The 13,927-nt window shown below is 40.9% G+C and carries 15 protein-coding genes; 5 read left to right on the forward strand and 10 right to left on the reverse strand.

Features of this window, described 5'->3' with window-relative positions; genetic code table 11:
* Nucleotides 1-155: 155 nt before the first annotated feature.
* The 7 genes from rpsD to HMPREF2619_RS10320 all read right to left on the reverse strand — a co-directional run bounded on the left by rpsD (nucleotide 156) and on the right by HMPREF2619_RS10320 (nucleotide 8,082).
* Entirely contained in the window at nucleotides 156-767 is a 612-nt protein-coding gene (rpsD, locus tag HMPREF2619_RS10290; RefSeq protein WP_000092756.1) for a 30S ribosomal protein S4, read from the reverse strand.
* A gap of 194 nt (nucleotides 768-961) precedes the next feature.
* The gene (locus tag HMPREF2619_RS10295; RefSeq protein ID WP_070461097.1) at nucleotides 962-2,014 is read right to left on the reverse strand and encodes a sensor histidine kinase; all 1,053 of its coding nucleotides are present in this window, start codon (nucleotides 2,012-2,014) and stop codon (nucleotides 962-964) included.
* Complete coding sequence (locus HMPREF2619_RS10300; RefSeq protein WP_049508137.1) at nucleotides 2,011-2,709, reverse strand: response regulator transcription factor; 699 nt, start codon at nucleotides 2,707-2,709, stop codon at nucleotides 2,011-2,013. Before HMPREF2619_RS10300 ends, HMPREF2619_RS10295 begins: the two co-directional genes overlap by 4 nt.
* Before the next feature lie 123 nt (nucleotides 2,710-2,832).
* Nucleotides 2,833-5,067: an SSURE domain-containing protein gene (locus tag HMPREF2619_RS10305; protein WP_070461099.1), complete on the reverse strand. Its 2,235-nt coding sequence runs from the start codon at nucleotides 5,065-5,067 to the stop codon at nucleotides 2,833-2,835.
* 157 nt (nucleotides 5,068-5,224) lie between these two features.
* Complete coding sequence (locus HMPREF2619_RS10310; RefSeq protein ID WP_070461101.1) at nucleotides 5,225-5,890, reverse strand: potassium channel family protein; 666 nt, start codon at nucleotides 5,888-5,890, stop codon at nucleotides 5,225-5,227.
* 13 nt (nucleotides 5,891-5,903) lie between these two features.
* Entirely contained in the window at nucleotides 5,904-7,283 is a 1,380-nt protein-coding gene (locus HMPREF2619_RS10315; protein ID WP_070461103.1) for a TrkH family potassium uptake protein, read from the reverse strand.
* 34 nt (nucleotides 7,284-7,317) lie between these two features.
* The gene (locus HMPREF2619_RS10320) at nucleotides 7,318-8,082 is read right to left on the reverse strand and encodes a nucleoside phosphorylase (RefSeq protein WP_070461106.1); all 765 of its coding nucleotides are present in this window, start codon (nucleotides 8,080-8,082) and stop codon (nucleotides 7,318-7,320) included.
* Nucleotides 8,083-8,271: 189 nt separating this feature from the next.
* On the opposite strand from HMPREF2619_RS10320, the gene HMPREF2619_RS10325 reads away from it, so the two are divergent.
* The 3 genes from HMPREF2619_RS10325 (at nucleotide 8,272) to HMPREF2619_RS10335 (ending at nucleotide 9,673) form a co-directional block, all read left to right on the forward strand.
* Nucleotides 8,272-8,724, forward strand: coding sequence for a DUF3290 family protein (locus HMPREF2619_RS10325; protein ID WP_049508129.1), 453 nt, complete (start codon nucleotides 8,272-8,274; stop codon nucleotides 8,722-8,724).
* A complete protein-coding gene (locus HMPREF2619_RS10330) occupies nucleotides 8,721-9,353 on the forward strand; it encodes a DUF421 domain-containing protein (protein WP_070461108.1) in 633 nt (210 codons plus the stop codon). Before HMPREF2619_RS10325 ends, HMPREF2619_RS10330 begins: the two co-directional genes overlap by 4 nt.
* A 116-nt stretch (nucleotides 9,354-9,469) precedes the next feature.
* Nucleotides 9,470-9,673: a CsbD family protein gene (locus HMPREF2619_RS10335; protein ID WP_049503389.1), complete on the forward strand. Its 204-nt coding sequence runs from the start codon at nucleotides 9,470-9,472 to the stop codon at nucleotides 9,671-9,673.
* A 62-nt stretch (nucleotides 9,674-9,735) separates the two neighbouring features.
* On the opposite strand, the gene HMPREF2619_RS10340 is transcribed toward HMPREF2619_RS10335, so the two are convergent.
* Complete coding sequence (locus HMPREF2619_RS10340; RefSeq protein WP_070461112.1) at nucleotides 9,736-10,968, reverse strand: carbohydrate-binding domain-containing protein; 1,233 nt, start codon at nucleotides 10,966-10,968, stop codon at nucleotides 9,736-9,738.
* 206 nt (nucleotides 10,969-11,174) lie between these two features.
* On the opposite strand from HMPREF2619_RS10340, the gene HMPREF2619_RS10345 reads away from it, so the two are divergent.
* Nucleotides 11,175-11,951, forward strand: a complete 777-nt coding sequence (locus HMPREF2619_RS10345; RefSeq protein ID WP_049528983.1) for a polyphosphate polymerase domain-containing protein — start codon at nucleotides 11,175-11,177, stop codon at nucleotides 11,949-11,951.
* Nucleotides 11,944-12,627: a DUF4956 domain-containing protein gene (locus HMPREF2619_RS10350; protein ID WP_070461114.1), complete on the forward strand. Its 684-nt coding sequence runs from the start codon at nucleotides 11,944-11,946 to the stop codon at nucleotides 12,625-12,627. The genes HMPREF2619_RS10345 and HMPREF2619_RS10350 overlap by 8 nt, the downstream gene beginning before the upstream one ends.
* Before the next feature lie 137 nt (nucleotides 12,628-12,764).
* On the opposite strand, the gene HMPREF2619_RS10355 is transcribed toward HMPREF2619_RS10350, so the two are convergent.
* Both HMPREF2619_RS10355 and HMPREF2619_RS10360 read right to left on the reverse strand, forming a co-directional pair.
* Entirely contained in the window at nucleotides 12,765-13,328 is a 564-nt protein-coding gene (locus HMPREF2619_RS10355; RefSeq protein ID WP_070461115.1) for a sugar O-acetyltransferase, read from the reverse strand.
* Between the two features lie 136 nt (nucleotides 13,329-13,464).
* The coding region (locus tag HMPREF2619_RS10360; protein WP_148130401.1) for an LPXTG cell wall anchor domain-containing protein at nucleotides 13,465-13,927 on the reverse strand (463 nt) is incomplete at its 5' end.

Below are 13,927 nucleotides of genomic sequence, written 5' to 3' on the forward strand. Positions count from 1 at the left end.
AAGGGCTTTGATTTCTGTCTTGTGTTTTTTGAGTCTGTAATGTTATTGATTATAAGTTTGTAATTCACGTAAAGCTGGCTAGTTTTTCATAATCTAATTTTCAGACAAAGCAAAAAGCCCACTGTTGTAGGCTTTCTGTAAGATATATCTTAAAATTAAAGCATTTTGTTGTAGAATTCAACGACAAGTGCTTCGTTAATTTCTGGGTTGATTTCATCGCGTTCTGGCAAACGAGTCAATGAACCTTCCAATTTTTCAGCATCGAATGATACGAATGCTGGACGTCCAAGAGTAGCTTCTACTGCTTCAAGGATAGCTGGAACTTTCAATGATTTTTCACGAACTGAAATCACTTGACCTGGAGTTACGCGATATGATGGAATATCAACGCGTTTTCCGTCAACAAGGATGTGACCGTGGTTTACGAATTGACGAGCTTGACGACGAGTAGTCGCAAGACCAAGACGGTAAACAACGTTATCCAAACGGCGTTCCAAAAGAAGCATGAAGTTGAAACCTAGGATTCCGCCTTTGATTTTTGTAGCTTGTACGAACAAGTTACGGAATTGTTTTTCACCTACACCGTAAGTGAAGCGAAGTTTTTGTTTTTCAGCCAATTGCAAACCGTATTCTGACAATTTAGAACGGTTGTTTGGTCCGTGTTGTCCTGGTACGTAGTTACGACGTGCCAATTCTTTACCTGTACCTGTAAGTGAAAGGCCAAGGCGACGAGCTTGTTTCCAAGATGGTCCTGTATAACGTGACATGTGAATGTCCTCCTGATATAAATAATATTTCGGTGGAAATAGTCACTTAGAAAGCCCTGATTCGTGCAGATGCCCTTCGCCTAAACAGCCAAGGTTACTTATCATAAGACACCTGTTGACGAGCTTCATGCTTTCCTGCTGATATTTCACACAAAATCCATTCTACCATGAATGGCTAGATTTGTAAAGGGGTTTTAAGCTTTATTTTCATTGCCAGAGAGGTTGAGGACGAGGATAAAGGTGCTTCCTAGACCGTACTGACTGCTAACTGTGATTTCCCCACCTAATTGATGGGCCAATTCACGCGCAATCGCAAGACCAAGACCATGACCACCTGTTTTCATGTTACGCGAAGTTTCTACACGATAAAGGCGTTTGAAAATATTCTCCAAGTCCTCTGGGGCAATGCCCTGCCCTTCATCCGTTACACTGATTAAAAGCTGGTTCTTCTCCAGCTTAGCCACCACTTCCAGCTTGGTTCCTGGAGACGAGTATTTAAAAGCGTTATTGACCAGATTCACTAAGATACGAGAAAGTTTAGCATAATCTCCTTCAATCCGGGCAGACTCTGGAATTACCTGCAAGTGGACATCTCGCTCCTCCTGCTCAATCAAGAACTGAAACTCACTCATGCACTCAATCAAGAGCTGGTCCAGAAAAATACTGTCCTTGCTGGTCGTTTCCACCTGATTTCTAGCTGTATTTAGAGTCAAAAAATTCAACTCTTCAACCAGTTTATTGAGCCTTTCCGTCTGACGCCCAATGGTTGCTAGATAATGCTCCTGTTCTCCTTCATTGATAACCCCATCCAAAATCCCTTCTACTGTCGCTTGAATCGAAGTAATGGGAGTCTTGATATCATGCGATAGCTGGGCAATCATCAAGCCCTTTTCTCGTTCGCTTTCTTCCAAGGAATCAAAAGTCGCCTGCAAATCATGGGACATTTCATTGAAAGCTTGGCCTAATTGCTGAAATTCTACAGGTCCTTGAACCTCCAGATTTGAAGAAAAGTCCTTGTCCGCTACTCGCTTGGCATGTTCCTTAAGTTTACCCAATGAAGTAAAGACTGGTGATAGGAGAAAGAGACTAATCCCAGCACCGACAAAACTTGCGTTTAGAGTCATTCCAATCAGGAAATAAATCTCTCTTTCTTCAATTAACATTCGCTGGACTGCCCAAAAAACTACGATAATCGTTAGGAGTGTTGAAATGATATAGCCCACTAGAATATAACTTTTTAATTTCATTGACTACCTCGTGCTTTCTCAATTTTGTAGCCCAAGCCCCAAACTGTTTTTATGGTGGGCGTTTCTGCACTAGCATATTTAGCCAACTCCTGTCGAAGAGCATGAATATGAACATTTAAGGTATTGGTATCATCCACATAGTCTTCTTGCCAGACCTTTTCATAGAGATCTGTCTTAGAGAAAACTCGCTTTGGATTGCTGGCTAAAATCCATAAAAGCTCGAAGGATTTGACTGTCAAATCAAGTGCTACATCTCCGACTTGAGCCTCATGACTACCGTGATTCATTCGTAAATCCCCGAGGCTGACAACCTCTATCTCACCCCCACGATGAAGGCGACGCAAGATATTGTGGACACGTAAAACAAGCTCACGAGGACTAAATGGCTTGGCAATAAAGTCATCTGCCCCCAGGCTTAGGCCGTAAATCTTGTCCTGTTCGCTTGTCTTAGCCGTAATAAATAGAAAAGGCTGATCTGGAGATTGATACTGAACCTCACTAATCAAATCATAACCATCCATCCGAGGCATCATGATATCTGTAATAATCAAATCAATCGGTTTTCGCTTGAAGATTTCCAAGGCCTCTACTCCATCATGAGCCACCAAAACCTGATACCCTGCCTGAACCAGATAGCGTTGATGAATATCTGTGATTTCTACCTCGTCGTCAACGAGTAAAATGGTCTTTCCCATCTGTCTCTCCTTTGAAAAAAACAGTGCTATACTACAATAGTATAACACTATTTTAATCGCTTTACGAACATTCTAAACCATATCTGGATTTTTCAAATCCTAGATAGAAAGTCTGTAGCTAGACTAGTCATTTTCCTCTTTTTTAGCTTTCAAACCGAGGCCACCTAGCAGTCCAGCCAAGGCGAGGCCAAAGAATCCAAGAGTAGCCATTGATGTTTGAGCTTCACCAGTATATGGAAGCATGTCTTTTTTGCCTTTCATTTGAGCAGTCATCATTGGACTTGACACCTTGTTAGTAGCTGCCATCTTGCCTTCATCAGACATTTTGCTTGAGGCTGCTGGAGTTTGATCTCGATCTTGTTTCATGCTTGGTGTTGCCATAGGCTGGCTAGCATTCATGGTTTTGTCCTGCTCTTTGTTAGGCATCATCTTATCCTGACTAGCAGCTGGCATTTGAGATTTCATATTGGACGCATCTTGATGACTATTCATCATTGGAGCCGTCATAGCTGAACCATTAGAAGATGGGACGGAACCTGACTGCATCGGAACAAGAGACTGATGTCCATTCAAGTTCACTGTCAAATCTTTAGTCGCTACTAGGTTAGTCAAATCGGCCTTACCATCTTTTGCACCGTACACTTTAATAGTAGCTTTATAACTTTGAGTGCCGTTTTGTTTCAACAAGTCAAGAAGCTCTTTATCAGATTTACCTTGAGTGCCAGCCAAATCCACTTCGTAGAAGTAGAGACCTTTGCCTAATTTCTCTACTGGTGGGAGGGTGGGGTTTTTAGCCGAACCATTGTCTGACCATGGAGCCTTGTCTGAAGCTTTCAAAATCAGACGAGTCAACATACCGTCACCAGCGAAGAATTCGTATGGGATAACTTGGTTGACTCCAGCTGTGAATGGGCCAGGGAAGTTAGCCTTGTCCAAGTAAGTGGCTGGGACGTCTACTGTGTCTTTAGTATTGTCGGCCACACCTTTTTGGACTTCGGCTGGAGTGGTTAGGCCATTCAAATTGACATCCAAATCTTTTGTCGCTACAAGATTAGTCAAATCTGCCTTGCCATCTTTTGCTCCGTACACTTTGATGGTTGCCTTGTAGCTTTGTGTACCGTTTTGTTTCAAAAGGTCTAACAAATCTTTATCTGATTTACCTTGAGTACCTGCCAAGTCCACTTCGTAGAAGTAGAGACCTTTGCCCAAGTTTTCTACTGGTGGAAGAGCAGGATTTTTAGCTGAACCGTTGTCTGACCATGGGGCCTTGTCAGAAGCTTTCAAGATAAGGCGGGTTAACATACCGTCACCAGCAAAGAATTCGTAAGGAATGACTTGGTTGACACCTGCTGTGAATGGGCCGGGGAAATTAGCTTTGTCCAAGTATGTAGCTGGAACATCAACTGTATCTTTGGTATTGTCAGCAACACCTTTTTGAACTTCAGCTGGAGTAGTTAAGCCATTCAAATTGACATCCAAATCTTTAGTCGCTACTAGGTTGCTCAAATCCGCCTTACCATCTTTTGCACCATACACTTTAATAGTAGCTTTATAGCTTTGAGTGCCGTTTTGTTTTAAGAGGTCTAACAAATCTTTATCTGATTTACCTTGAGTACCGGCCAAATCCACTTCATAGAAATAGAGGCCTTTGCCCAATTTTTCTACTGGTGGGAGAGCGGGATTTTTAGCTGAACCATTGTCTGACCATGGGGCCTTGTCAGAGGCTTTCAAGATAAGACGAGTCAACATACCGTCACCTGCGAAGAATTCGTATGGAATGACTTGATTGACACCTGCTGTGAATGGACCAGGGAAGTTGGCTTTGTCCAAGTATGTAGCTGGGACGTCCACTGTATCTTTGGTATTGTCGGCTACGCCTTTTTGCACTTCAGCTGGAGTGGTCGCTGGTTGTGCTTCACTGGCTTCACGGTCTTGACCAGAAACTATAGGCGCAGGATTTGTCGCAGGTTTAACCGCATCTTCTGTTTGTTTCTTAGATTCTGGCTTGGCCTGCACTTCTTCTTTTGGCGCTACTACTTGCTCTTTATCAGCAACATCCACTTTTTCTGAAGAGCTTGTAGTATCCAAGCTGACTTTAGGTGTTGAGTTTGCCTGTTCTGAAGGAAGAGCTATATCAACCGCTTCTTTGAGTAGCTCTACTGGTAAGTCGCTCTTTGCACTCACCGAAGCAGCGTCTGGCACGACTTGGGCAGGGGTCGGATTGACTACATCGGCACGCACCGAACTTGGTTGGCCAACTAGGACAAAGAAGCCACTAGCCACAACAACTGAGGCAACACCGACACTAAGACGACGAATAGACCAACGAGTATATCTCTGATTTGGATTAAATTTCATAGGATTCTCCTTAGAGTTTTTCTTTATTTGATGACTCTAGTATAATCTCCTAAAATTAAAAAGGATTAAGAAAAAGTTAAAATTTTTCTTAAATTCCTCTTATAAAATACTTATATTGACTCAATAGTCGTTGAAAAAAAGAATAGTCATTCCTCTTCTACTCACTAAGGCTTGCTAGGGTATCCAAATATTGGTTATTAATCACCGCCATGATATAGGTATCCGGTTTTAATAAATCATTTGGTCCAAACTGTACATCTAAGGGAGCATTTTCGTAGTCACGAAAACCGAGGATATTGAGATTGTACCGTCCTCGAAGATCAAGTTGACTTAGACTCTTACCTGACCACGATTGTGGAATTTTCATCTCGACAATTGAGACATTCTTATCCAACTGAAAGACATCTACACTGTTATTAAAGAGAATCGTCTGTGCCAAAGAGCGTCCCATTTCATACTCTGGCGAAATGACTGAGTCTGCACCGATTTTTTCAAGGACTTTTTTTGCTGTATGGCTTTTAACCTTAGCAATAACAGTCGGTACCCCTAGACTCTTGCAATGCATGACTGCAAGAACACTAGACTCTAGATTTTCACCAGTTGCGACGACTACGGTATCGCAGGTATCAATTCCAGCTGATAGCAAGAGTTCCTCATCTGTGATATCTCCAACAACACCACGCACCAAGACTGGTTCAAATTGATTGATTCGTTCCTCATGGTTGTCAATAGCGATAATATTTATATCATGCTTGGCGAGAGCAGCCAGAACACTACTCCCAAAAATACCCAAGCCTAAAATTCCGATTGTCCGATCTGACATAGTTTATCCTTTCTTATCCTATGGTAATATCTGCTTTCATATAGTGGATCATATCTTTCTTATCTGGTCGATACTCAGCCAAACTAACCAATAGCGTCAGAGGTCCGATTCGCCCAATAAACATCAGTAGCATGATGACACTAAGCGCTAGCTTACATAACTCTGGTGTCAAATTAGCAGTTACTCCAACCGTGGCAAGCGCTGAAATAGTTTCAAACATCAGGTAGATAAAGCGTGGATTCCCCTCGGCTGTTATTCCTACTAAGATTAAGCCCGATAAAAAAGTTATCAAGAAGATGATAAAAACACTGAATGATTTTTGAACTGTCCGAGGTTCAATCGTTCTCCGAGCTACATTTGCATGAGGTAACCCTAAAAGTTCACTGCGTGCGAATACCAACAAGACAAAGAAGGTTGTGATTTTTAGTCCCCCTGCTGTACCGCCAGGTGCCCCACCCAGAAACATCTGCAAAATATAGATCATCAAGGTAACAGGCCTAGCCTGAGTAAAATCAATAGAAGCAAATCCTGCCGTCCGCATGCTGACAGTTTGGAAGAAACTAACCAGCAATTTATCTGGGAAACTGAGATTGCCAATCGTTCCCGAATTGTTCCACTCTATCAAGAGGGTTGAAACTGTTCCAGCAAATAAAATTCCCGCTGTTAAGAAGAGGACTAGCTTAGTATGGAAACGAAGACGACGCTTTTTCTTCTTTCCTAACTGGGTAGCCAAGTCGAACCAGACCATGAAACCTAGGCCACCTGTAATAATCAATCCTGCAATCACTAAATTAATCAAAGGATCAGTTTGAAAAGCTACTAAACTTGTACTTCCAAAATTATCAAATCCAGCATTACAGAAAGCTGAAATAGCTACGAAAATGGAAGTAAAAATTCCCCGTCCCCAACCAAACTCGGGGACAAAACGAAAACTTAGCAGAAAGGCTCCGAATCCTTCTACTAGAAAAGTCGTCACGAAGATGGAACGTAGAAAATCCCTCAGAGACTGGGTTTCTTCGAAGCTAAAGCTCTCCAGAATCGTTTCTCGACCTCGAAGACTGAGTTTTTGCTTGCCCTGGATATAGAAAATTCCGATAAAAGTCATGAGACCCAAACCACCTATCTGAATCAAGAACATACAGATCAACTGCCCCCAGACATTGTAGGTCGAAGCGACAGGTAAGGTAAAAAGTCCTGTCACACAGACCATAGATACGGCTGTAAATAAATGGTCAAAGTAACCGGCATGAGATGTTGGAGATTGTACAAATGGCAGACTCAAAAGGAGAGACCCCAAGAGGATAACCAAAGCAAAACTTAAAAAGATTCTCCGAGCGGGTGATAAACGCCCTAGAATGGTATTTATTTTTTCAACAATTGATTTTAATAACATAGCTACATTGTACCACAAAAATCAGTTAAAGCTGTCACATATGACTAACGATTTCAAGACAGAGTTCTAAGGCCTTATCAAAAGCTTCTGCACCCCAATCGCGTTGGTCATAGTTATCAAGATCTGCCAAAGAATCTGCCGTAAACAACAACTCACCCCAAACTGCTCCGCGAAGCTGAGCTACTGCCGCAAGAGCTGCACACTCCATCTCCACAACTACGCAGCCTTCTTCCTTGCGATAAGCAACTTTTTCAGCTGTTTCTCGGTAAAATCCGTCTGTCGACCAAGTCATGACTTCCTCGTAAGGGATACCTAGTTGTTCCAAAACTTGTTCGATAGCAGAAATTGCTTGAACATGCACATCCATATAACGAGAAGGTGGTGCATAATGGTAGCTGGCTCCTTCATCGCGTAGGGCTCGAACTGGAACTAGAAAGGCATTTTCCTCTATATCGGCTAGGACACCACAGGTTCCAGTGGAAATGATTTTCTCCACACCGTAACCAATCAACCAATCCATGAACTGGGCCGCAGGGGCAGAACCAACAGGAGCCTGGGCCAGACATACTTCCTCACCCTTGTAACTCATGACATAAACAGGATAGGTTTTAGTGGCAGACACAAACTCCCCAACGCACTCCGCCCCTACTTCCTGAGCAAAGCGGTCAATCTCCTCCTCCAAAAATGCATAGATGCACTTCTTTGGCAACTGTAAATCTAATCCTTCGTGATTTGGCATGATGACTGCCTGAGGATTGTCATCAAACTCTAAAATAGGAATGGCGTGTTTTTGAATCATAGAGTACCTCCTCTAAATTTGTACTATTGTATCAAATACAAAGGGAAAGTCAAGTTCTGGTCTAAGTTCAATAAATAAACTTACTTTAAATAGGAAACAACAATTAAATGCTTTTTTCGTCATAATAAAATTGCTATAGTTTAGGAATTATTTTATAATAGATTGAATTTAAAAAAGTGAGGGAGTTTTATGAAATTCTATTCCTATGACTATGTGCTCAGTCAGATTAGTCAACAGAATTGGGTCATGATTATCGTATCAGCTTTACTGCTTATCGTGACTGGATTTTTTGCATTTAAAGCTTTCAAAGATAAAAAAGGGAGCAAGTTCCGTGAATTATCGCTCATTTCTATTTTGACCTTAATCGCATTCGTTTTGATAAGCATTACGAATCTTCAAAACAGTCAATCCAATGATAATCAATTCCGCTCTTCCCTAAACTTTATCGAAGTCGTTTCAAAAGAATTAGGTGTAGATAAAAAAGAGGTCTATGTCAATACCTCAGCAGTAACTGATGGAGCTATTATTAAGGTTGGCGAACATTTTTATCGTGCCATTAGCGGGACTGACCAAGATAGCTATTTATTAGAAAAAATGGAACTCTATAAATCAGATGTTGAACTCGTGGAGGTTGAAAAATGATAAGCTTTTTTGCTACAATTGCAATTAAATTGGCCTTGGGGCTTCTTTCTCTTGTTTTTGTTATTAACGTAACAGGTAAAGGAAATCTAGCACCAAGTTCTGCAGTGGACCAAATCCAGAACTTTGTTCTCGGGGGTATTATCGGTGGGGTTATCTACAATAGTTCTATTACCATCATCCAATACATTGTTATCCTCATTATTTGGACTATTCTCATTTTACTCCTTAAATGGTTGAATACCAATGTTTCCTTCATCAAACATCTGATTGACGGAAAACCTACGATTATCATTAAAAATGGAACATTAGATCCAGAAGCTTGTCGCTCAAAAGGTCTTGCAGCCGCAGATGTAGCTCTTAAATTGCGCTCTCAAGGAATCTTCCAACTGAAGGATGTCAAGAGAGCTGTGATTGAGCAAAATGGACAGCTGATTGTCGTAAGAATGGGCGATGAAAATCCTAAGTATCCAATTATTACCGACGGTGTTGTCCAAGTTGAAATCCTAGAAACCATTGGCAAATCCGAGGAGTGGCTAACTGAGAAATTGAAAGAAGAAGGTTTCGAAGAAGTCTCAAATATCTTTATCGCTGAATATGATAAAGGTCATTTGAATGTTGTAACCTATTAAAAAAATAAACTGATGCTTTTCGTATCAGTTTTTTGCTTTTTAGCATAAAAGGGTATATACTTAAATTAATATCTGATGCAATTTAGATAATACAAAAATTAACGGAGGTATCCCCCATGTCAATCGAAGAAAAATTCAACCAAGCTAAAGGTTCTGTTAAAGAAGGTTTTGGTAAACTAACTGGCGATACAAAAACTCAAGCAGAAGGAGCTGCAGAAAAGGTAGCTTCAAAAGCTAAAGAAGTTGCCGAAGATGCTAAAGAAGCTGTCGAAGGCGCAGTAGCTGGTGTAAAAAACATCTTTAAAAAAGACGGAGAATAATTCTTTTTCGTCCTAATAACATAAGAAAATCTCCCTTCTCTTTCGAGAAAGGAGATTTTCTTTTATGGTCGTCCACCAGGGCCTCCATTTCCTTGAGGCCCACCGCCAGGTGCTCCTCCGCCTCCAGGCATCGAATTGACAATCTCAGTTTGTTTTTCACCGTTGATGTAGATATCTCCACCTATATAGGTCGCTGTCCCATCAAAGTCAAATCCTGATTGACCTGTCATTTTGATGGTTCCGCCATTGACTGTGATATTACCGTTTGAGTCAATTGGATCTGTGTCCCCTTGACCAACTTCAACCGTCAAGTTCCCACCATTCATGGTGAAGAAAATTTCACTTTGTTGGGCGTTTTTGTTGGCCGCATTGACACCATCATCTGTTGAATAGATGGTGATATCTCCACCGTTGATAGTGATTGACTTACCTTCAAGCCCTTCTGTAGAATTCTTAACAGTATAGGTCCCACTATCGATGACCAAATCACCTGAAGCGTGGATACCATCATCACCTGCAGTAACAGTGATGGTATTGTCAGAGAGATACATGGTTCCAACAGAAGTATCGTCATCATTATCAACCTTAACTCCGTCTTCCTTGGCATCGATAGTCATGGTTGTTCCAGTAATGTTAAGTTCGTCATTGACATTAAAAGCGTCTCCGACTGCAGTGATGTTATAGGTCCCGCCTGTGATGTGAAGTGTGTCGTTGTCCTTGATAGCATTGTTTTTCTTACCATCTACATTGAGAGTCCCTTTACCATTGATGGTCAAGTCCACTTTAGAGAAGAGGGCCGCGTCAGCCTTGTCATCACTATTTGAAGCTGAATCTGAAAGGCTATTGGTTGTGCCATTTGCTAGAGTTAGGTAAACATGTCCAGCTGATGTTGCAGAAATAGCTGCATTGGTATTGGTCATTGTTACACCATTTAGAACGATGTGTACGTCATCTGAACTTCCAGCTTCGATCTTGATTTGAACTCCATCAGATTGACCAGAAATCACATAGGTACCTGACTTAGAGATTGTAACGGTAGATCCTGATACGGCCACTCCGTCACCTGATACCGTCGCCGTTGTTCCTGACAAAGTTACAGTTGCAGCTGTTTTTTCATCATAAGAAGTATCATAGTCCTTATCTGTAAAGTAACTAGATGTTTTCTTATTGGTAGTTACTGTTGTCGTCGCAGTACTATTGCCAGCTGTTGTATTTGAAGTTGACTGGGTACATGCTGTTACCAGTGCTAGAGTTGTTATACTTGTTAATAGAAATGTCCATTTTTTTGCTTTCATGCTCGTTTCCTCGTCTTTCATTTTACATGCTCTTAGTCTACGGGTCTTTCCTAAAAGAAGCCTAAACTTTTTCTGAAAGTTTTCTTAAGTTTAGTTTCAATTAAGTTAAATTTAACAAAAGTTTTAGAACCCCCCTCTAGAATTGTAGACAAGCAAGTTCACCTGGTTTAAAAATAGTATAACTGAAAGCAAGAGGAGAAAGACTTATGAAACCATTAGAAACAACTTTTAAGCGGATTGAAACCAAATATATTATCTCCAAAGATAAACTAGACAAACTGATTCAAGATTTAAAGGAATATTTAGTAGAAGACGACTATCCAATTTCAACTATTTCAAATATCTACTTTGATACGGAAGACTTTGCTGTGCTCCAAGATGATGATTTTGGAAATAATCGAAAAGAAAAGGTTCGGATGCGGACCTATCTCAGCCAACCCAAAGCAGATAGTCAAGTATTTTTAGAAATAAAAACCAAGGACCAAGAAGGAGTTGGTCGCAAATTTAGACTACTCTCAACTCCTATTTCTATCCTTAATTTTATGACCAAAGGGCACTTGGATGCTAGTATTACTGATACAGTCGTCATTGAAAAAGTGAAAAAGCTTCATCAAGATTACAAGCAGGCTATCAAGCCTCGTATGTACATCTACTACGATCGTTATTCATTAAAAGAAAAAAAATACATCGAGGGCTACGACTATAATAAGATTCGTATCACCATTGACCAAAATCTAATCTATAGAGATGAAAATGTCAGTCTCTTTGCAGGAAATCAAGGGGCCCCTCTATTAGATGACAATACTGTGATTATGGAGATTAAAGCTCCTGGAAACAAACCTCAGTGGTTACAAGATATTCTAGACAAGTATGGTTTGATGGAGCACAAATTTTCAAAATACAGTTGTGCTTACCACAAATCTCAAGGGCTTCCTTATGCACCACGTCCCAGTATAGAAAGCGCAGGTATCGCTTATGCTTAATCTATTTAATTCCATTTTCAACAACGCCACTGCAAGTGCAGATCCCTTCCAACTACTGCTGGCACTTCTAGTCAGTCTAGTCCTCGGTTTGGCACTTACTTGGACCTACAAATATCGGACCCTCTACACCAGAGAATTTGCTATCAGCTTGACTCTGCTTCCCTGCCTTATGACCTTGGTTATTTTTCTGGTCAATGGGAGCTTGGGTACGTCAATTGCTGTAGCCGGAACCTTTAGTTTGATTCGTTTCCGTTCTGCAACGAGTGGTTCAAGAGAACTGATTGCTATTTTCCTAGCCATGATTATCGGTTTGGCTTGTGGAACAGGCTATCTCTTCTTGGCTATTCTCTTCACCCTCTTTATCTTGGGTGTTTGGTTCCTTTTGGAAAATCAACAGGTCAAAACTGACAATCAACGCCGTAGACTTTTAACAATCACGGTAGCTAATCAAGAGAAGATTCAAGATGCTATCCAATCTGCTCTTGACCAATTCTGCTCAGAAATTGACATGATTACGATCAATAGCACAAATGCAGGGGACAATCTTAGCATTGTCTATGAAGTCGAGCTAAAAGCAGAGGTCGATGATTTCCAAGTGACTAGCTATCTTACACAAAATATTGATAAATGCGATGTGGCATTGACTAAAAAAGCTAAAAAGAGAAAAAATCTCTAAAGACGAAAAACGAGGCTGGGATAAAAATTCCGACCTCGTTTTTTGCTAGCAATAAGTTTTTGATACTGAAACTGGTTAGGCTTTTCGATTTCAAAGAGCTCTTTTGAAAAAGACTTCATTTTCTCTTTCTACAACCTTTAATTTCCTTTAACTGGAATCTCTTTGATAACTCGTGCTGGATTTCCTGCCAGAACGACATTATCTCCAAAAGATTTAGTAATGACCGCTCCTGCTCCTGCAACGACATTATCCCCTAAAGTAACACCCGGTAGGACAATGACACCACCACCTGCCCAAAAGTTCTTGCCAATCGTGATTGGTTTCCCAAATTCTAATCCCGAGTTTCGTTCATCGGGATCCAGCGGATGAAGAGGTGTTAAAAACTGACAATTAGGACCAATCATGGCATTATCACCAATAGTAATCGGACATACGTCCAACATGGTCAAATTCCAATTGGAATAAAAATTTTCTCCCAGATGAATATTGACCCCGTAATCTACCATCAAGCGAGTGTTGATGTAGAGATTTTCACCAGTAGAACCAAACCATCCTTTGATGATTTCCATACCTTTTACTGGATCTACCTCTTCATTAAAAGCGGCTTGCTTTTGTCGCGCTGTTTGTGCTAGAGAACGGAGGTCTGGGTCGAATGGGTGATAGGGTTCTCCCGCGATCATTTTTTGATATTCTGTTTTCATGTTTTAATTTCCTTGCTTTTTTAGATGATTGTAGCATAGTTCTATCTTTAGTACAAGCATCAAAAAAACTAGTGCATCGCACGATGCACTAGTTTCTTATTAGAAAGTTGACTTTCTCACTACTTTACAGACTTGATTAGTCTTCTTTCTTTTTACGAGCCATAAGTCCGAATCCACTTAAGACACCTAACAAGCCAAGCGCAGCAAGACTAGCATGATCTTCAGTACCAGTATTTGGCAACTGAGGAGTAGTTGTCTTAGCTACTGCTTCAGTTACTGGAGTTGATTCCCTTGGTGTTTCTGGAACTTGGATTGGTTTTGGTTCTGGCGTTAGTTTCGAATCTGGTGTCGGTACCGGATTCGGTGTTACCACCTTCTTGTAGATGTGTTGGATATTACCGTCTTTATCTACAACCGTCTTCACAAACTCGTAACCTGAAATTTCTTTCTCAGGTTGTTCACCGTTCTCAGTCGGATATCCTGGAATTGGATTTCCATTTTCATCAACATAAGAGGTCGTAATCTTTTCGTAGACGTGCTCGGTATCTCCATTCGGAAGTTTCTTCGTTTCTACGAAGCGGTAACCTGGGATAGCTTTC

This window comes from Streptococcus sp. HMSC074B11, assembly GCF_001808705.1.
Lineage (GTDB): Bacteria > Bacillota > Bacilli > Lactobacillales > Streptococcaceae > Streptococcus.